Source organism: Erythrobacter sp. JB1-4, from assembly GCF_057365025.1.
Genome location: NZ_CP200292.1, coordinates 145,164 through 163,004, shown reverse-complemented (window position 1 = coordinate 163,004; position 17,841 = coordinate 145,164). Strand labels below are relative to the sequence as shown.

At 57.6% G+C, this 17,841-nt stretch carries 21 protein-coding genes; 10 read left to right on the top strand and 11 right to left on the bottom strand.

Translation table 11 applies throughout. The features are described 5' to 3' along the window. Positions 1 to 46 precede the first annotated feature (46 nt). Positions 47 to 955, top strand: coding sequence for a LysR family transcriptional regulator (locus tag AC0V61_RS00840; protein WP_486155362.1), 909 nt, complete (start codon positions 47 to 49; stop codon positions 953 to 955). Here AC0V61_RS00840 and AC0V61_RS00835 read toward each other — a convergent pair. The 7 genes from AC0V61_RS00835 to AC0V61_RS00805 all read right to left on the bottom strand — a co-directional run bounded on the left by AC0V61_RS00835 (position 937) and on the right by AC0V61_RS00805 (position 6,018). Beyond that, on the bottom strand, positions 937 to 1,332 hold the full coding sequence (locus tag AC0V61_RS00835; RefSeq protein WP_486155361.1) for a SpoIIAA family protein: 396 nt from the start codon (positions 1,330 to 1,332) through the stop codon (positions 937 to 939). The two genes, AC0V61_RS00840 and AC0V61_RS00835, sit on opposite strands and share 19 nt — an antisense overlap. An 89-nt stretch (positions 1,333 to 1,421) precedes the next feature. Then, positions 1,422 to 1,799, bottom strand: a complete 378-nt coding sequence (locus AC0V61_RS00830) for an STAS/SEC14 domain-containing protein (RefSeq protein ID WP_486155360.1) — start codon at positions 1,797 to 1,799, stop codon at positions 1,422 to 1,424. Between the two features lie 54 nt (positions 1,800 to 1,853). After that, positions 1,854 to 2,495, bottom strand: a complete 642-nt coding sequence (locus AC0V61_RS00825) for a glutathione S-transferase (protein ID WP_486159411.1) — start codon at positions 2,493 to 2,495, stop codon at positions 1,854 to 1,856. Beyond that, positions 2,492 to 3,409, bottom strand: coding sequence for an oxygen-dependent tRNA uridine(34) hydroxylase TrhO (trhO, locus tag AC0V61_RS00820; RefSeq protein ID WP_486155359.1), 918 nt, complete (start codon positions 3,407 to 3,409; stop codon positions 2,492 to 2,494). Before trhO ends, AC0V61_RS00825 begins: the two co-directional genes overlap by 4 nt. 78 nt (positions 3,410 to 3,487) lie before the next feature. Continuing rightward, the gene (locus tag AC0V61_RS00815) at positions 3,488 to 3,718 is read right to left on the bottom strand and encodes a hypothetical protein (RefSeq protein WP_486155358.1); all 231 of its coding nucleotides are present in this window, start codon (positions 3,716 to 3,718) and stop codon (positions 3,488 to 3,490) included. 13 nt (positions 3,719 to 3,731) lie between these two features. Continuing rightward, the gene (locus AC0V61_RS00810; RefSeq protein ID WP_486155357.1) at positions 3,732 to 4,811 is read right to left on the bottom strand and encodes a branched-chain amino acid aminotransferase; all 1,080 of its coding nucleotides are present in this window, start codon (positions 4,809 to 4,811) and stop codon (positions 3,732 to 3,734) included. Positions 4,812 to 5,439: 628 nt separating this feature from the next. Beyond that, on the bottom strand, positions 5,440 to 6,018 hold the full coding sequence (locus AC0V61_RS00805) for a hypothetical protein (protein ID WP_486155356.1): 579 nt from the start codon (positions 6,016 to 6,018) through the stop codon (positions 5,440 to 5,442). 34 nt (positions 6,019 to 6,052) lie between these two features. On the opposite strand from AC0V61_RS00805, the gene AC0V61_RS00800 reads away from it, so the two are divergent. Next, complete coding sequence (locus AC0V61_RS00800) at positions 6,053 to 6,805, top strand: TlyA family RNA methyltransferase (protein ID WP_486155355.1); 753 nt, start codon at positions 6,053 to 6,055, stop codon at positions 6,803 to 6,805. Between the two features lie 3 nt (positions 6,806 to 6,808). Here the strand turns inward: AC0V61_RS00800 and AC0V61_RS00795 are convergent, their stop codons facing one another. Together AC0V61_RS00795 and AC0V61_RS00790 are read right to left on the bottom strand one after the other, a co-directional pair. Further along, positions 6,809 to 7,495, bottom strand: coding sequence for a DUF6969 family protein (locus AC0V61_RS00795; RefSeq protein WP_486155354.1), 687 nt, complete (start codon positions 7,493 to 7,495; stop codon positions 6,809 to 6,811). A 73-nt stretch (positions 7,496 to 7,568) separates the two neighbouring features. Beyond that, positions 7,569 to 7,781: a hypothetical protein gene (locus tag AC0V61_RS00790; protein ID WP_486155353.1), complete on the bottom strand. Its 213-nt coding sequence runs from the start codon at positions 7,779 to 7,781 to the stop codon at positions 7,569 to 7,571. Positions 7,782 to 8,205: 424 nt separating this feature from the next. Here AC0V61_RS00790 and AC0V61_RS00785 point away from each other — a divergent pair, with 424 nt between their 5' ends. From AC0V61_RS00785 to AC0V61_RS00760, 6 genes are all read left to right on the top strand, one after another. Further along, complete coding sequence (locus AC0V61_RS00785) at positions 8,206 to 8,757, top strand: TspO/MBR family protein (RefSeq protein WP_486155352.1); 552 nt, start codon at positions 8,206 to 8,208, stop codon at positions 8,755 to 8,757. Positions 8,758 to 8,876: 119 nt separating this feature from the next. Beyond that, positions 8,877 to 9,128: an accessory factor UbiK family protein gene (locus AC0V61_RS00780; RefSeq protein ID WP_486155351.1), complete on the top strand. Its 252-nt coding sequence runs from the start codon at positions 8,877 to 8,879 to the stop codon at positions 9,126 to 9,128. Between the two features lie 106 nt (positions 9,129 to 9,234). After that, positions 9,235 to 11,232, top strand: a complete 1,998-nt coding sequence (locus tag AC0V61_RS00775; RefSeq protein WP_486155350.1) for an alpha/beta fold hydrolase — start codon at positions 9,235 to 9,237, stop codon at positions 11,230 to 11,232. Continuing rightward, on the top strand, positions 11,229 to 11,831 hold the full coding sequence (gene recO, locus AC0V61_RS00770; RefSeq protein WP_486155349.1) for a DNA repair protein RecO: 603 nt from the start codon (positions 11,229 to 11,231) through the stop codon (positions 11,829 to 11,831). The genes AC0V61_RS00775 and recO overlap by 4 nt, the downstream gene beginning before the upstream one ends. 11 nt (positions 11,832 to 11,842) lie before the next feature. Then, entirely contained in the window at positions 11,843 to 12,907 is a 1,065-nt protein-coding gene (gene leuB, locus AC0V61_RS00765) for a 3-isopropylmalate dehydrogenase (RefSeq protein WP_486155348.1), read from the top strand. Positions 12,908 to 12,922: 15 nt separating this feature from the next. Continuing rightward, the gene (locus AC0V61_RS00760) at positions 12,923 to 14,068 is read left to right on the top strand and encodes a glycosyltransferase family 2 protein (RefSeq protein ID WP_486155347.1); all 1,146 of its coding nucleotides are present in this window, start codon (positions 12,923 to 12,925) and stop codon (positions 14,066 to 14,068) included. A 29-nt stretch (positions 14,069 to 14,097) separates the two neighbouring features. Here AC0V61_RS00760 and AC0V61_RS00755 read toward each other — a convergent pair whose 3' ends face one another. Together AC0V61_RS00755 and AC0V61_RS00750 are read right to left on the bottom strand one after the other, a co-directional pair. Next, on the bottom strand, positions 14,098 to 15,474 hold the full coding sequence (locus AC0V61_RS00755) for a glycosyltransferase family 39 protein (RefSeq protein WP_486155346.1): 1,377 nt from the start codon (positions 15,472 to 15,474) through the stop codon (positions 14,098 to 14,100). 54 nt (positions 15,475 to 15,528) lie between these two features. Beyond that, positions 15,529 to 15,960: a hypothetical protein gene (locus tag AC0V61_RS00750; RefSeq protein ID WP_486155345.1), complete on the bottom strand. Its 432-nt coding sequence runs from the start codon at positions 15,958 to 15,960 to the stop codon at positions 15,529 to 15,531. An 88-nt stretch (positions 15,961 to 16,048) separates the two neighbouring features. Here AC0V61_RS00750 and AC0V61_RS00745 point away from each other — a divergent pair, with 88 nt between their 5' ends. Both AC0V61_RS00745 and AC0V61_RS00740 read left to right on the top strand, forming a co-directional pair. After that, positions 16,049 to 16,609, top strand: a complete 561-nt coding sequence (locus AC0V61_RS00745; RefSeq protein ID WP_486155344.1) for a TetR/AcrR family transcriptional regulator — start codon at positions 16,049 to 16,051, stop codon at positions 16,607 to 16,609. 12 nt (positions 16,610 to 16,621) lie between these two features. Next, the gene (locus AC0V61_RS00740) at positions 16,622 to 17,839 is read left to right on the top strand and encodes a trans-sulfuration enzyme family protein (RefSeq protein ID WP_486155343.1); all 1,218 of its coding nucleotides are present in this window, start codon (positions 16,622 to 16,624) and stop codon (positions 17,837 to 17,839) included. Positions 17,840 to 17,841 lie beyond the last annotated feature (2 nt).

The following is a 17,841-nucleotide window of genomic DNA, read 5'->3' as shown; positions in this document are numbered from 1 at the left end:
GCGATAAAACTTGCTAAAATGTTCGAAATATCTGAACATTCATCGTATGAAGCTCGGCGATCCCAGTCTCGATCATTTGCGGATTTTTCTGACCGTAGTGGAGGAAGGCAGCTTTGGCGGCGCAGCGCGGCGGATGAACCGCGCTGTTTCCGCGATCAGCTATGGCATTGCACAGTTGGAAGCGCAGCTGGCCGTGACGCTGTTTGAGCGGGAAGGGTCGCGAAAGCCGGTACTGACCAAGGCAGGGGCAGGCCTGCTCGCCGAAGCGCGCCATGTGGCAGATGGGGTGGACAGCCTGCTTGCGAAGGCCGGCTCGCTTCATGCCGGACTTGAGAGCGATCTGGCGCTTGTTATCGACGTCATGATGCCGGGCGAAGTTACCGCGCATGTGCTTGCCGCCTTTCGTGAGCGGTATCCCACCGTAGCGCTTAATCTCAGGGTAGAGGGGCTGGGCGCGGTGGCACAGTGCCTGATCGAAGAGGGCGCACAGCTGGCGATTGGCGGCCCGATAGTCAGCGATGACCTGCAATTGGAACGCCAGGCAATCGGACAGGTTGAGCTTATCCCGGTGGCCTCCCCAAGCCATCCTTTAACGGCCAGCAATATCGCAGCTGGAGAAAGCCGCAAACACTTGCAATTGGTGTTGTCGGATCGCTCAACCCGCACGCAGGGCCGTGAATTTTCGGTGCTGAGCCCGCTGACGTGGCGGTTGGGGGATTTGTCGGCCAAGCATTCGCTTTTGAAAGAGGGGCTGGGTTGGGGCAACATGCCGCGCGATATGGTGGCCGATGATTTGGCGCAAGCGCGCCTTGTCGAATTGGACTTGCCGGAAAAACCGGGCGCTCAATACACGCTTTATGCGCTTTGGCGCCGGGACACCTTGCTGGGCCCTGCGACCAGTTGGTTGATTGATGCGTTTATGGATGCTTTGGGTGGTCAGGCCGCGTTGGCATAAGGCCTGCGAAGCCAGCGGATTGCATCGGTGCGCGTTTCGAAAAACTCCACCTCGATACCGGTGCTGATCCGCTTGTATTGCAGTTGGACGAGCGTTGATGCGTTGAAGATCGCAATGCGCGACAGGTTGAAGTCCTGAGAGCGCGCAAGATGGTTTGCGATGGCATTTCCCGTTTCACGCGATTGGGTGACGAACCCATCCATATCGCCAAGGACGTGGATTTTCTTGCCCGCCTTGAACAGCGGAAACGCGTGTTTGTCGAGCTCATCATGCAGCTGTTGAATCGCGTCATAATCATAAAAGCCGGTGATAGTGAAGGTCACCTCGGCCCGGGCTGTGTTCGATGAAATCATGTGTTTTGGCGCGAGCGATTGCATGCATGATGCCATAATCGCGAGATTGTTAAGGATGGGCGATTGGCCACTAGGGGGTAGCCCCGTGGAAGCGTAACCCTAGCTGCGTAACCCTAGCTGCGTAACCAGGCGAGCGCTTCGGCGCGATCGGTGAAAAATTGGCAATCAAGGGCGCTGCTTACCCTGCGAAATTGCTGCTTTTGCAAAGTCGAGGTGTAGACAATCGCCATCCGGTCGACGCCAAGCTGCGCTGAGGTTTCTTGCGAGGTGCGGATACGCTCTGCGATATTGGCTTTTTGTGTGGGGAATTCGCGAAGATCACCCATCACCCGAAACCCTTGCCGATCATCGCGAAAAGGTTTTGAGACCTCGAGCAATTTTTGAAAGAGCGCAACCACATTGCTTTCTTCCCACAAGCCTTTGGCCGCCCAATGAATTTCGCGAGCGCGGTCGTCGCGCGAAACCGTAAAAGAGGGGGACAAATCTTGCATGGGGCCGAAGCTATACCCGCAAGGTTAACGTGCCGATAACCGCAAACTCTGCAATTATTGCCCGAAAGCTATTGGTGGGTCGCCATTCTTCCAAGGCGTGAATTTGGGCATGATACTGGCGAACAAATCAGAGGCCAAATGCTCCTCGAGCCAGGGATGCAGATGGGGGAGGGCCTGAGCATCGAACCATACGCGATTGTGGTTGGCAAACTGGCGGATGAAGGGGAAGAGCGCGATGTCGGCAAGGGTGCGGCTGGCGCCCGCCATCTGGCCGTGTTTGGCGAGACGCGCGTCCCATTCATGCAAGATTTTGAGCCCTTCGGCCTGGTGGTCGACCTCGCCGTGGCCCGCCTCGTGCTCATAGCGATTGGGGTATTTGTACCGGTCGAGGTGGTGTTTGAAGGGGCCATCGGCCTGCGCGATCAGCTGCGCATCATCGCCCGAAAGCCAGTCCTCGGGGTCGTTTTGGGAGAGCGCCCAGCGCGCGACCGCAATGCTTTCGTCAATAACGTCGCCGTTATCGAGCACCAGCACGGGGACGGTGGCCTTGGGGGAAGCTTCGATGAGTTCAGGCGGCTTGTTGGCGAGTTTGACCTCACGCAATTCAACCGTAACCCCTGCAATCCAAAGCGCCATCCGCCCGCGCATCGCATAGGGGCAGCGGCGAAAGGAGTAGAGGATGGGAGCTTGGCTCAGGGCGTCTCTCCGCGTTCTTTAGCAAGGTCGCGCTGGCGTTGGCGCATCGCATAGCGTGCGCGCTGTGTTTCGCTCTTTTCGTCATAGCAATAAGGGCACGAAATGCCCTCGGCGTAGTGATCGTGCTCCATGTCTTCGTCGGTGATGGGACGACGGCAGGCACGGCACAGGTGATAGTCGCCTTCTTCAAGCCCGTGTTTGACCGTCACCCGCTCATCAAAGACGAAGCAGTCGCCGTGCCACTTGCTTTCCTCTTCCGGCACAGTTTCGAGATATTTCAGAATGCCGCCCTTGAGGTGGTAGACATCCTCGACCCCTTCACCGCGCAGGAAACTGGTCGATTTCTCGCAGCGAATACCGCCGGTGCAGAACATCGCGACCTTCTTCTTGCCTTCGAGCAATTCTTCGCGATTGTCGCGGAACCACTTGGGAAATTCGCGGAATGAAGTGGTCTCCGGGTCCACCGCGCCCTCAAACGTGCCCACGGCGACTTCATAGTCGTTGCGCGTGTCAATCACGATGGTGTCGGGGTCGGAGATAAGTGCGTTCCAATCCTCCGGCGCGACATAGCGGCCAACGCTCATCCGAGGGTCAACGCCGGGTTCACCCATGGTGACGATCTCGCGTTTGAGGCGGACCTTCATGCGGGCAAAGGGCGCTTCGGATGCAGTGGAGTATTTGACGTCGAGCCCAGCGCAACCGGGGAGCGAGCGGATATGATCGACCACCGCGCCAATCGCATTGTCGGTCCCTGCGATGGTGCCGTTGATGCCCTCAATGGCGAGAAGAAGCGTGCCCTTGGTCCCTGCCTCTTCGCAGATCGCCAGCAGCGGCTCGCGGATCGCCGCCGGGTCTTCAAACGGCGTGAAGCAGTAGAGGGCTGCGACTTGGAAGGTGTTTTGGTCTGCGGACATAGAACGGGCGTTTAGCTTGGATGACGGCGGCTCGACAAGCGGGTTGGCGGGATTTGTCTGAGTTAGGAGTTCAACCAGTTATTCGGTTGTATCATGCACTCCCCAGAGGATTGAGCGCCACGAACGCTTGTTGACGAAGCGTTGATAAAGAAGGGTCGCTATCAAAAGAACGAGAAGTAACGCGATGACTATCGCAAAATCCAACCAGATAATCGCGACACCGAATGCAATCATGAGTGGGATATACATTGCAAGCCAACGGAGCCAAGCTGCCTTTATTGCTGAACGCCCCTGATTTTCGTTTTCCACTACGCCCGCCTGTTCAAACCCGCGTCACCCAGCCGTGTTGGTCCGCAACACGCCCAACCTGCACGCCGATCAGCTTCTCGCGCATTTTCTGCGCCATTTGGCCGATGCCGCCTGTGCCGATGGTGAACTCGCCTTCGTGTGAGGCGACGGTGCCAACGGGGGTCACAATTGCGGCGGTCCCGCATGCCAGCGTTTCCAAGAGCTCGCCGCTTTCCGCTTCCTCGCGCCATTGCTGGATCGAATAGGGCTCTTCGCGCACCTCAAGGCCCTCTTCGCGCAGCATCGCGATGAGGCTGTCGCGGGTGATGCCGGGGAGGATTGTGCCGGTGAGCGGCGGGGTGATGACTGAGCCATCGCGGCGGATGAAGAACAGGTTCATGCCGCCAAGCTCCTCGACCCATTTTTTCTCAACCGCATCAAGGAAGACGACTTGGTCGCAGTTTTGCTCAATCGCTTCGGCTTGCGGGACGAGTGAGGCTGCATAATTGCCGCCGGTTTTCGCCGCGCCAGTGCCGCCAGGAGCAGCCCGGACATAGTCTTGGCTCACCCAGATTTTGACCGGGTTCACGCCGCCTTTGAAATAGTTGCCGCTCGAGACGAGGATCACAACAAACTTGTACTGCGTCGCGGGGCGCACGCCGAGGAAGGCTTCGGAGGCGAACATGAAGGGCCGGATATAGAGCGATCCGCCCTCAACCTGCGGCATCCAGTCGGCGTCCTTTTTGACCAGCAGTTTGACCGCCTCAAGGAACAGCTCCTCGGGGATTTCGGGCATCGCCATACGGCGCGCGCTGTCGTTGAACCGCTGCGCATTTGCCTCTGGCCGGAACATGGCGAGTCCGCCATCTTCGTGGGTGAAGGCTTTCATCCCTTCGAAAATCTCTTGCGCATAGTGCAGGACCGATGCCGCCGGATCGAGCGCGATGGGTCCGCGCGGGCCAATGCTCGCCTGATACCAGCCGCCTTTTTCTGCGTCATAATCGATCACCACCATGTGATCGGTGTGGACCTTGCCAAAACCGGGATCAGCGATGCGCGCCGTGCGCTCTGCATCGGGGGTGGGGGAAGGGTGGGGAATGGAAGTGAATTGCATGGGACACGCCGATAATAGTGAGCGCGCTCAAGGGCAAGGATATTGGCAAAGGGAACCACTACGGTCCAGAGGGCCGCAAGGGCGACCGCCCGCCCGCAGCGGGGGCAGCTTGCCTGCCCGTCTAGCGAGGACGCGCCCGCGGATGCGGGTGCATGAAACAAAAACTCCAAATGAAAAGGGCCAATCCTCGCACGCCAGATACGCGTGGGTCGGATTGGCCCTTTCATGGTCAGCGGCGGTAAGCGCCGCTCACGTAGCCTTACGAGGCAATAAAATTACCCAGTATGCTCCGTGCGGAAACTTGCCGACCCCTTAACTGAACCATGAGACATCGGATCACCTCCTTTCGCGCTATTAAGCCAAGACTCCAGCCGTTCACCGGGGGAGCCGAGAGCCGCGTGTGCCGCTGGCCTCAAGCATCTTTGTGAATCACTGGCGAGCGCATCGCAAGACTTGAAATAATCTTTTCCCACGTCATACTCATCGCCCTTGCCACACACGGCGAGTGATGAGCGTCCGAGGATTTTCCAAGGGCGCTTTTTGATTCAGAGACTTGGGGGTCACGCCATGTGGACACAGCGTGCATAAGCCTGTGGATATTAATGTATAGAATCGGGTGGAGCCGGGCTCAGCGGCAGTCTTCGATCACCCGGCTGATTTCCACCCACGCAGGCAGGTAAAGCGTGCGCTCGCCCTCAACCGCGATGGCAATGCGCCCTTTTGTGATCGCCATGGCGTCAAAAATCGGATCGCGCGGGTCAAGCTCTACTGCCGCGATAAATAGCGTTTCTGCGACCGGTGTCAGGGTTTCGGTTCGGCGTGTGGTCTCAGTCGATATGTCGATGGCCCGCTCGCTCGGGCTGCCGTTTTCAAGGCGGCGTGCGATACCAAGCTTGCGGGTCTGTTTGTCACACCGGATTAGAAATCGAAAATTCTCGCCCTCGCCATAATAAGCAAACGTCTCTCCGGGATCATCGGCATAGCCCCAAGTGCCCGGCGTCTGCGGCGCATCCAAATAGTTGTCATACCGCGGCTCTTGAACAGGCGGCGGGGTCACCGGAGTTGGCGCGGGCGCAGGAGCAGGCGCGGCAGTCACTGTTGGAGACGGCGCAATCACTGGTGGAGGCAAATCAGGGCCTGCCACACAGGCTGCAATTCCAAAAGTCAGCGCAAGTGCGCCCGCTGCAAAAAAGTAAGTCGCTTTCATGCCGCCTAAATGCGCGCTAACGGCACAAACGTCTATGACTAAAGCCACAAAATCACCCAAAAGCCGGGTCGACCACTTGCTTGTCGAACGCGGCCTTGTAGAAAGCCGCACGCGGGCTCAGGCGCTGGTGATGGCAGGCGTGGTGTTTGCAGGCGAGAGCAAAGTCGCAAAGCCAGGGCAACAGATCGCCGCCGATGCGCCGTTAGAGGTGCGCGGGCGCGACCACCCTTGGGTCAGCCGGGGAGGGATAAAGCTTGCCCACGCCATCGAGCACTTCGGCATTGATGTGAGCGGCGCGGTTGCGATGGATATCGGCAGTTCCACCGGTGGATTTACTGACGTCATGTTGCAGGGCGGGGCGGCGCACGTTTTTGCAGTGGATTCGGGCACCAATCAGCTCGCTTGGAAGCTGCGGCAAGACGAGCGTGTCACTGTGCTCGAACAAACGAGCGCGCGGATTTTGACCCGCGAGCATATCACGCAAGAATGCAATCTGGTGGTGTGCGATGCGAGCTTTATCGGGCTTGCCAAAGTGCTCGAAGTGCCGCTTCAGTTGGCAGCAAAGGAATGCCGCTTGGTGGCTCTGATCAAACCTCAGTTTGAGGTCGAAAAGCACGAGGTCGGCAAAGGCGGAGTGGTGCGCGACGCGGCACTGCATGAGCGTGTCTGCGGCGAAGTTCGCGATTGGTTAGAGGGGATTGGGTGGCATATTGAAGGTATTGTGCAAAGCCCGATTACCGGACCTCAAGGCAATGTTGAGTTCTTGGTTTCAGCGTTGCGAGCCTAACGCCTAACCCAGATCAAGCGAGCCCAGCTTGCTGTCCAGATCAATCGGGATTTGGCTCAAAACCTCAACGCCGCTCTTCTTAGTGTAAGCATCATCGCCCAGTTCAGCGACCAGCTCAGCCTGACGCATATCGCGTTCGCGTAGCAGCACGGCGATTTCCTCGCGGTATAGCGCGACCATAGCGGTGACAAAGCGATTGACGAGGTCGTCTTCCTTGGTGTGATCGACATCGAAATCGGGCAGATGCTCAATCATAACATCGGCGGGATAGAGGAATTCATTGGTCACAAAGTGGTTCACCGTAAACCAGCTGCGCGGAATGCCATTGGTGTCGATGGAAAGAGCGATCAGATGGGTGACGTGTGCCTTTGCATCCTCGCCCTTAGGAGGCCAAACCTTGGGCTCTAAACCTTCGGGCAATTGGGTACGGTGGAGGAACAGGTGAAAATGCCCATGCTCGCCCTGATCACGTTTTCCCGGCGCATGCACATGATAATACCAACGCGCTTTGCAAAATTTGTCCCGCGCATCGTTCTTGGGATAATGCGTCCAATAGGTTGCCCCGTCCTCTGGCACCACTCGCAGCATCAGCGGCTTTTGCTCCTGTGCCATTTGAGTGATCGTCTCAATCACTACATGGGCAGCTTGAACAGGGCTCATCATCTCTTTGGTCGTCGTCGCAGTGGTCATGCAAAGGGTTCTAGCGGTCTTGCATTAAAGTTACAGTGAGAATTGCTATTGCAGCGCGCGCATTTTTCATTCCTCAGATACAAAACGGCCGGCAGCAACACATGTTGCCACCGGCCGTCTTGATACGCGTTAAGCGTGAATGCGTTAGCTTATGCAGCGCCGCACTCAGCACCTTCACATGCAGCACCGCACTCAGCGCCTTCACATGCAGCACCGCACTCAGCGCCTTCACATGCAGCACCGCACTCAGCGCCTTCACATGCAGCACCACACTCAGCGCCAGCACATGCTGTTTCTTCTACTGAAGTCTCGTCAGCTGTTGTGTCAGCTTCTTCAGCAGGAGCTGAACAAGCAGCAGTTGCGAGTGCGAGACCGCCAGAAACAGCGAGCAGCGAGGCAAAGTTGGTCTTTTTCATCAAATGTTCCCCTCAAATGGGGCAAAAGCTCGAAAGAGCGTTTCATCCCAGTTGGAATCTGGAGCGCGAGGATAATGCCTTACCGCGGCGCTCCGAATCACGGCAAGAATGTGGCAAGGCTAACACAATGTGGCGAAAGCGCGAATATGCTTATTTGGCTTTGTTGAAAATGCCGCAAGGTGCGCGCTGCATGTCACTGGGCGATTTGCACGAAAAAGCTGCTCGTGTATCGCATCAGGCGACCAAAACGCGTCGGCGAGATCGGCGTGGCGATGGGTCTTTTGAGGAACCACAATGAACTTTCTGGCATCCAAAGCGCAATTGCGGGCAAGTTTCTTGCGATGGTCGCTTTTCATGGTTCCTCTGATTGTTCTGCTTGGTTTTTTGGGCGGGCAATTGGGCAGTCCTGATACCCTTTGGTTTCAGGGCCTGACCAAACCATCGATCTTCCCGCCCCCTGCCGCCTTCGGGATTGTTTGGACGATCCTTTATGTGGTGATCGGTTTTTCCGTGGCACTTGTTGCAAGCGCTTGGGGCGCGCATGGTCGGGGGCTTGCGATTGTTGCCTTTGCTTTTCACTTTATCGGCAACCTTGCGTGGACCTATGCCTTTTTTGGTATGCAGAATATGCAGGCCGGGCTGGGCGTGCTGATTTACACGACGCTGACCTTGCTTGTTGTGATGGTTCTGTTTTTCAGGGTCCGCCGGATCGCAGCTTTGATCCTTGTGCCGTATCTTGCCTGGGTTGTCTTTGCGAGCGTGCTCAACTGGCAGTTCATCGCCCAAAACCCTGATGGCGGCGCGAGTGCTGGTGAGGCGGGCGCGGTGGAGCGGGTCGAGTTTTAGTCAAAACGCCCGTGCGTCAGCCAAAACTCCCGCGCGTGAGCCGAGACTCCCGCGCGTCAGCCAAAACTAATGCCCCAAAACTCTTGCTCTTTGCGCCTCTCATCTCCAAATAGCGGCTCATGCAAAGCCAAAACCCATTGATCGCCGACCTTGTGAAAATCGCCAACGGTGCTGCTGGCACGGTTGCGGGCATGTCTCGCGAGGCGCGTGAAACTGCGCGTGAGCGTATGCGTGAGCGTTTGGGCGGCATGGACTTTGTCAGCCGCGAAGAATTCGACACCGTCAAAGCGATGGCGCAAAAAGCGCGCGAACAGGCTGACGCTCTTGAAGCCAAAGTTGCCGAACTCGAAGCGAAGCTCGCAGAGAAATAAGGCATATCAATAAGGCCCATGATTTAGGGCCCCACAATTTAGAGCATTGCGCGGGCAAGCTGTTCGATTAGTCTGTGGTCACACACACGACATCGAAAGCCCAAATATGACCCGTCCCCTATTGCTTGGCAGTCTCGCAGCGTTTGCGGTTTGCGCTCCTTTGTATACCGCTCCCTTACAGGCGCAGGAAACCTTTGGCGGTGCCAAGGGCGCTGATCTCTCGATAGAGGCGATGGAGCCTGATGGGGCTGACGTGACCTTGGGGCGCGCTGGCGAGTATCCGGCGGATATTGCGCGATATCTGCTGGCAAACGGCCCTGGTGCGGCGAACTTATCCCCTGATGGTAAGACCATTGCCTTTTCCTGGGATGTGACCGGCCAGCCAGAATTGTGGGTCATGCCAGCAACCGGCGGCGTGCCTCGGCAAATGACGTTTCAAACAGGGGTGCGCTTCCCTGTGTGGACGCCAGATGGAAAGAACCTGTTCTATTCCGCAGACCGCGATGGCAATGAACAGCCCGGCTATTTCCTACTCTCAGCAGACGGCAAGACAGAGACCGAGATCCTTCCCGCCAAACGCGGCGACTTTCGCATTTTTGGCGGTTTTGCCGCTGATGGCAGCTTTATCTACGCCTCTACCGCGCGAGGGGGCGGGGTGTTCGATATCTATCGCGGCACGCCGGATGGTGCGTCACAGATGATCATCCAATCCGAGCTCGGCCTTGCTGCACGCTCGATCTCGCCTGACGGCAAATATGCGATTGTGACCGAAACAGTGGGCGAGGATGGGGACAATCTTTATCTCCTCGATCTTGCAACCCGCGAGATGACAGAGATTTCCAAACCCGCAGCCGAGGACAGAGCGAGCCACACGCTTGGCGGTTTTGAGTGGCGCGATGATTCCTTGAGTTTCGGCTTTTCCAGCAACGCGGGCCGAGAATTTGGCGCTTTGACAACATATTCCATCGCCAATGACAGGATGAACATAGTCGCAAGCCCCGATGCAGATATCGAGAACCTTGAAGTGTGCGGGGAGGGCCAAAGCGAGCTCGTCATCTATACAGAGAACCGCGACGGCTTTGATACCTTGCGCATTCGCAATGGCCGCAATGGCAAGGACCGGATCGTGCCCGACTTGCCGGAAGGAAATTACTCGCTTGATTGTGAGGGCAAAGTTGATCCCAAACTCTTGGTGCGCATTAATGGGTGGCAAACGCCGGGCGAACTTTGGATGGTCGACCCGATCGCTGGTACGGGCGAAAAGATTTTTGCAGCTAATTTCGCAGGGCTCGATGCCGGCCGCCTGATCCGTCCTCAGGTCGTGCGTTACACAGCGCAAGACGGGGTGGAATTGCAGGGTCTCCTTTATCTGCCAGAGGGCGCACAAAAGGCCGACAATGCGCCGCCTGTTGTGTTTTCGGTTCACGGCGGCCCTTCGTCTCAATCGCAGGCAAATTTTGATGCCGTCGCGCAATATCACGCGGCGCGCGGGGTTGCGGTGTTTGAACCCAATGTGCGGGGTAGCACCGGGCTTGGACGGACGTATTCAACGCTGGATGATCGCGAAAACCGTTTGGATTCCGTGCGCGACCTGGTGGACCTCAAACAGGCTCTTGCAACCGATGGCTTGATCGATGGAACCCGCGCAGCTGTCATGGGCGGCTCTTACGGCGGCTACATGGTCAACGCGGTGTTGGCCGAATATCCGGGTGAATTTGTCGCAGGGGTATCGCTTTTTGGTGTGGCCGATTGGATCACCGCGCTTGAGATTGCTTCCCCTGCATTGAAGGCCGCCGACCGGATCGAATATGGCGATATCACTGAGGAGCGCTGGCGAGCGTTCTACCTCAACAATTCGCCTATCCGCAAAGCCGATCAGATCACCGTGCCGGTGCTTTACTCGCACGGCGTCAAAGACCCGCGCATCGACATTTATGAGACCGAGGTGATGGTCAAAACCTTGCGCGCGAACGGGGTTGAGGCGCCGTTTGTGCGGATCCCCGATGAAGGGCACGGCTGGCGCAAGCTTTCCAACCAGCTGTTCTATTACCGCGTTCAGGCTGAGTTTCTGGAAGAGAAGCTGGGGCTTTCAGAGCCTGAATGAACCTATCTGCCCCTGCAATCCTAATCGCCAGCCGGCCGCATGGTGAAAATGCGAGCATTGCCCGTGTTTTGACAAAGGAGCACGGGCTTGTCGCAGGTTATGTGCCGGGCGGTCGGGGCAAGCGTATGGGGCCCGTTATGATCCCGGGCAATGCGGTCGAAGTGGAGATGCGGAGCAAATCGGACACGCAGCTTCCTTTTGCCAAAATCGAGCTTTCCAAAAGCCGCGCCCCTTGGATGACAGAGCCGCTGCCTGCTGCTGCTATTCAATGGGCCTGCGCGTTGACGGCCAGCACTCTGGCAGAGCGTAACCCATACCCCTCATTGTACTCCGGTCTTGATGCATTGCTCGATGCAATTTGCGCAGCGCCCAGTGCGCGCGGCTGGCTTGCGGTGATGGTCGCCTATGAGGCAATGTTGTTGCGCGAATTGGGATATGGCGGGGCAAAACCTGACCTTCAGGCCGATTTCTGTGAACAATTCGAGAGCTTTCGCCAGCTTCACCGCCCCATTCGTGACTACCTTCTTGCAGGGAGCGCTCGCGATGTTATGGCCGCCCGAACCGCCTTGGGAGAGCGGCTTAAACGCATGATGGAATAAGGTTTGCGCCCATGAAAATTGCAATTCTGCCCGGTGATGGGATTGGCCCAGAGGTGATCGCCGAGGCTGTGAAGGTCCTCGAGGCGTTGGAGCTTCCCGGCCTTATCCTGTTTGACGGCGACGTTGGCGGCGCAGCTTACAAGCGCCACGGCCATCCGCTGCCGCCTGAAACGCTTACCATGGCGCGCGAGTGTGATGCGGTCCTGTTTGGCGCTGTGGGTGATCCTGATTGCGATGGGCTTGATCGGCATCTGCGCCCTGAACAAGCGATCCTTGGTCTTCGCAAAGAGCTGGGCCTGTTTGCCAATTTGCGCCCTGCCAAAGTCTTTCCCGGCCTTGAACATCTCTCCCCGCTTAGCCCTGAAAAAGCGCGCGACATCGATATGATGTTCGTGCGTGAACTCAATGGTGATGTGTACTTTGGAGAGAAGGGCACGCGCGTTGGCAAGGACGGTTCGCGTGAGGGGTGGGACATGATGTCCTATTCCGAAAAAGAGGTAGCAAAGATTGCTCAGGTTGCCTTTCGCACATCACGCAGCCGCGGCGATAAATACCGCGTGTGCAGCGTGGACAAGGCCAATGTTCTGGAGACCAGCCAGGTTTGGCGCGATGCCGTCATTGCGGCGGCAGACCCGCACCCTGATATCGATCTCACCCATATGTATGTCGACAATGCAGCGATGCAGATCGTCAGCAATCCGGGCAAATTTGGCGTGATCCTGACCGGCAATCTGTTCGGCGATATCCTCTCTGATCTGGCAAGCGCGGCGGTGGGGTCGATTGGGCTCTTGGCAAGCGCATCCTTAGGTGAGCGAGAGACGGAATACGGCCTGTTTGGCCTTTACGAACCCATCCACGGCAGTGCGCCTGACATTGCAGGGCAGGGCTTGGCGAACCCGATGGCGATGATCCTTTCGGCCGCGATGATGCTGCGCCATTCCTTTGGTCTTGAAGCGGAGGCGGACCGGATCGAGGCAGCGGTTGCCGCTGCGCTCTGCGATGGCGTCCATGGCGGTGACCTTGGCGGAACGCACGGGACGCAGGCTATCGGCCAAGCGGTGCTTGAGCGGCTCTAACAAGGGATATCGCCCGTGGCGCTTGAGCTAGCGATCATTTTGCCAACGCTTAATGAAAGCGGCAATCTTGGCCCTTTGATTGAGCGGATTGAGAGCGCGCTTGGTGACGGTTACGGCGACCGCGACCGAGACCGCGACCGCGACGGCGGAGGCGGGGGCGGGAGCGGCTGGGAAGTCCTCATCGTTGATGATGACAGCGCCGATGGCACAGCGGACGAGGGACGCGCATTGGCCCTCAAGGACCCGCGCATCCGGGTGATCCAACGCATTGGCAGGCGGGGCCTTGCAAGCGCCGCGATCGAAGGGTTTTGTGCAACCGCTGCGCCATTTGTGGCGGTCATGGATGCCGATCACCAGCATGATCCAGCGCTCCTTGCGCCCATGCTGGAAGCTCTCAAAGCAGGTGAGGCGCAAGTGTGCGTTGCCAGCCGCTTTATCGAAGGCGCAAGTACCGCGGACTGGAACCAGCCCGAGCGCGAGCGTTTGTCCGGCATGGCCAATAAGGCGGCGCGCTGGATCACGGGTGTGACGCTAAGCGATCCGATGAGCGGGTATTTCATGCTCTCATCTGAGACGGCGCGCGGACTTGCGCCCCGGCTTTCAGGGATTGGTTTCAAAATCTTGTTAGACCTGCTGGCAGCAAGCGATGGCCCGGCCCGCGTCAAGGAATTTCCGCTTAAATTCGCGGCGCGCCGAGAAGGGGAAAGCAAGTTGGATAGGGCTATTTTGTTCGACTTTTTGGCAGGGCTTTACGACAAGACCCTAGGCCAGGTGATACCCACCCGTTTTGCTCTGTTCGGCACGGTCGGTGCGCTTGGTGTGGTGGTCCACATGGCGGTTCTCGCGCTTGTTATGTTCGTGGTGGGAGAGGGCTTTGCACTGTCCCAAGGCATTGCCGTTCTCACCGCGATGAGCTTCAATTTCTGGCTGAACAATTGGCTGACCTATCGGGATAGACGTCTCAAATCTTGGGGCGCGTTCCTGCGCGGTTGGGTCGGATTTATCCTCACCTGTTCAATCGGAGGGCTTGCCAACATCGCGGTGGCGACCCTGCTGCAGGGACAGGGCCTTTTCTGGGTTTTGGCAGCGCTTGCCGGTATCCTTGTCGGATCAGTGTGGAATTATGCCTTGTCGAGCCGCTTTGTGTGGGGGCGGTTCTGAACACCGTCCGCGTCTGGGGACGGTTCTCACTACCGCCAGCCTTCCATCCACATCCAATCGGTCCATGTGTCAGGCCCGGCGAGCGGCGCGGCGCTTATGATGGGGAAAAACATCGCGAACATCGCAGCGCTAAGCGCAACGAGGCTGTAACTCAATTTGGGCCAGCCAGCATCCTTTAAGTCGTCCAAAGACAAAGCCAACGCCCCCAGCATAAACATGCTTGGGACGATATAATGGTAGTAAAACTGCACCGATTTTGGCGCAATCACCCAAAGGCCAAGGGTCACGCAATAGCCCACAACCACCGCAATTCTTGCCCAATCCATTCGGTGAATGCCAGCGGCAAGGCACCATACAAGGGCCGGCAATCCCAAGATCATCGTCGCGGGATTTCCAATCAAAACGATGCCATGCATTGCACCGTCGATTTCCTCATAAAAGTACCAAATCGCCCGTGAATTGAGCACCCATTGTTCCCAAGTGCTTTGATAATTGTGGGGTGCCAAAACCTGTGTTTGCAGGTCGAGTATCTCTTTATGCAGGCCAATCAGACCGTTTTGTACAAGCGGTGAGGGCCGCAATTCCTCTCCCAACCAATAGCCGGGCGCAAAAGTCGCTGCGTAAACGATGAGGGGTAAGACACCCAGCCACACGAATGCTTCTGCCAGAGTGATACCGGGGATGGGGGCGCCTCTGCGGCTAAACAGGAGGCGTCGGCGCCCGGCAAAGGCGCGGGCAATAAAAAACGTGATGCCAAAGGTCATGGCAAGGGGGACCGCGTTCCATTTTGAACCCAGCGCGCAGCCAATGGCGATCCCGGTCAAAGCAAGCCGCCAGCGCCCTTGTTCAGGTTTTCGGATGGCCGCTGCAAAATGCCATGCCGCAACGCTAAGCGCGCTTGCCATAAAGATATCGAGCATCGCGATACGGGCGTGAATAAATAGGTGAAACCCGGTCACCAAAAGAACACCAAAATAGATGGTCGCGGTGCGCTGACCACTCGCATGCCACATGGCGCGCGTAGAGGCCCAAATGGTAAGGATACCGGCAAGCAGCGGCATAATCCTCCACCCAAGAGCATTGTCACCAAACACGCTCATGCCAAGCGCAATCAAGGTCTTGCCAAGAAGCGGGTGTTCGCGGTTGTTATACGGGGCCTCGCCGCCGCCCCACACCTCAAGCAGGTCGCGCGCAATTGGCAAATAATGCACCTCATCAAAGAAAGGCGCAGCAGGGATGGTTAGGCGGATTGAGGCGAGCGCTGCAAAGGCGGCTGTAATCGCAATACACCACCGCCATGGGTCCGCCGGATGAAATGGCGGACCAGAGGGAGGATCGGGGAGCGGGCCGGGTAGTGCGGCTTGCTCGTCACTCGCCTCGATTTGGGAAGAATCTGCCTCAGCCATTGCGGGCCGACGCTTAGGGGAACCGGCACGAAAAGGGCAAGGGGGATTAGTGGTTTACACCGCAGATGGTTCTGCAGGAACGGGCGTCTTGGTCTGGGCTGCAACCTCGCTTTGATTTTCGAGCCAAAACAACCTTGCGCACATCGCAAGAAGACCGATGCTTGCCGTGGAGCAGACAAACAGCGTCCAAGGCACGATGTTCATATTCTGCGCCCTTGCGCGCGGGATGATGAAGAAAAGCGCGATCACCACAACCATGATGATATCCCACCAGACCTGAATGCCGGTGAGGTTTGAGGCGTGGTTGGTGAAAAACATCATGATGCCTTCCTCGCCAATCTGCACTGCGGTGTAGCCAGCGAACAGGCCTGCGAGGATGGCTGCAGCAAGGGGGCTGCCATGGGTTGGCTTTGCCACGATGATGTATCCCACGGCGATGAGGGCTGCACCCACGAGGAGGAAAAAGAGGATGTGCAGATAGTCCATAACCGAATCTCCAGATTTATGTAGCACTTGCTACGCATGCTGAGATAGCGCAATGTAGCGCCCGCTACAAGACCCTTCGATTGTGAACATGAAAAAGAGCCCATCCAAATCACAAATGTCCAAAGAGACCTTGCTGCCAAAGCTTGCAGCCCATGTGCTCAGCGAAGGGCTAAGCGCGGCCAGTCTTCGACCGCTCGCCAAAGCTGCGGGCACGAGCGACCGAATGCTCATCTATCATTTTGGCAATAAGGATGAGCTGATTGCAGATGTGCTTGAGTATATTGCCGACACGTATTCGGCCGCGCTCGATGCGTCCATGGGGGATGAACCCGCAGCGACCCGCCAAGACGTCATCGCCCGCATTCTTGCGACCATGCGCGAACCGACGATGCACCCCTTTATGAGCCTGTGGTGGGAAATCGTCGCAGGCGCCTCGCGCGGGAGCGAAAGTCACAAAGAGGCGGCAAAGCGCATTATGAGCCGCCTGCTTGACTGGCTTGAACAGCAAATGCCCGAAGGTGATCCAGATCCCAAAGGCGGCGCGCGCTATCTTCTGACACTTGTAGAGGGTGCACAAATGCTCAGCACAATCGGCCATGCGCGCACGGCCCGCGAAGGACTTCTTGCCAGCAATTTGGCAGGCGACTAAGCGGCACGGGATATGAAAAAGACAACCGGAATGGACCGCGCCGCAACGCGCAAATGGCGCCCGCAAACCCAAGCAGTGCGCGGCGGCACTTGGCGCTCAGAGCATGGAGAGACCAGCGAGGCGCTGTTCCTCACCTCCGGCTACACCTATGAGGATGCGCAGACGGTTGCGGACCGCTTTGCAGGCGAAGCGCAAGGCATGACCTATTCGCGCCTCCAAAACCCGACCGTGGCGATGCTCGAAGAACGTATCGCCTTGATGGAAGGGGCTGAAGCCTGCCGCGCTCAGGCAAGCGGGATGGCAGCGATGACGGCGGCTTTATTGTGCCAGGTGTCGGCAGGCGATCATGTGGTTGCCGCGCGCGCAGCCTTTGGGTCATGCCGCTGGCTTGTCGATCATTTGCTCCCGCGTTTCGGGGTGGAAACCAGCGTCATCGACAGCGCGGACAATGCGCAATGGGAAGCGGCGATCCGGCCTAACACTAAGGTCTTCTTCTTCGAGACCCCTGCCAATCCCACTCTGGATATCGTTGATCTTCAGCACGTGTGCGATCTTGCCCGCGCGCATGGGATTACCACCGTCGTTGACAACGCTTTTGCCTCGCCCGTGTTGCAACGCCCGATGGAATTTGGCGCAGATGTCGTGGCTTATTCAGCGACCAAGCTGATGGATGGGCAAGGCCGCGTGCTTGCAGGTGCGGTGTGCGGGAGCGAGGAATGGGTCAATGAAACACTCCTCCCGTTTCAGCGCAACACCGGACCCAACATCTCCCCATTCAATGCATGGGTGGTGCACAAGGGGTTAGAGACGCTCTCCTTGCGCGCCCATCAGCAGAGCCGCAATGCTGTGGCGCTCGGTGAGTTTCTTGAGCCGCGCGTGGTGAAAGCTGGCGGAGTGATGCAGCATCCGGGGCTAAAGAGCCATCCGCGCCACAACCTTGCGATGACACAGATGGATGCAACTGGGCCTATCTTTGCGTTCGACGTTCAAACCCGCGAGCGCGCGTTTCAGATCCTCGATGCAATGGAGCTGATCGATATCTCCAACAACATCGGCGATGCACGCAGCCTTATGTGCCACCCGGCCAGCACCACGCACGCCAATATGGGCAACGAGGCCCGCGCCGAGATGGGCGTGACCGAAGGACTGTTGCGGATCAATGTGGGCCTTGAGGATATTGCCGACCTCATCGAGGATATGGATCAGGCGCTTCAAGCTGCCGGAATTTAACC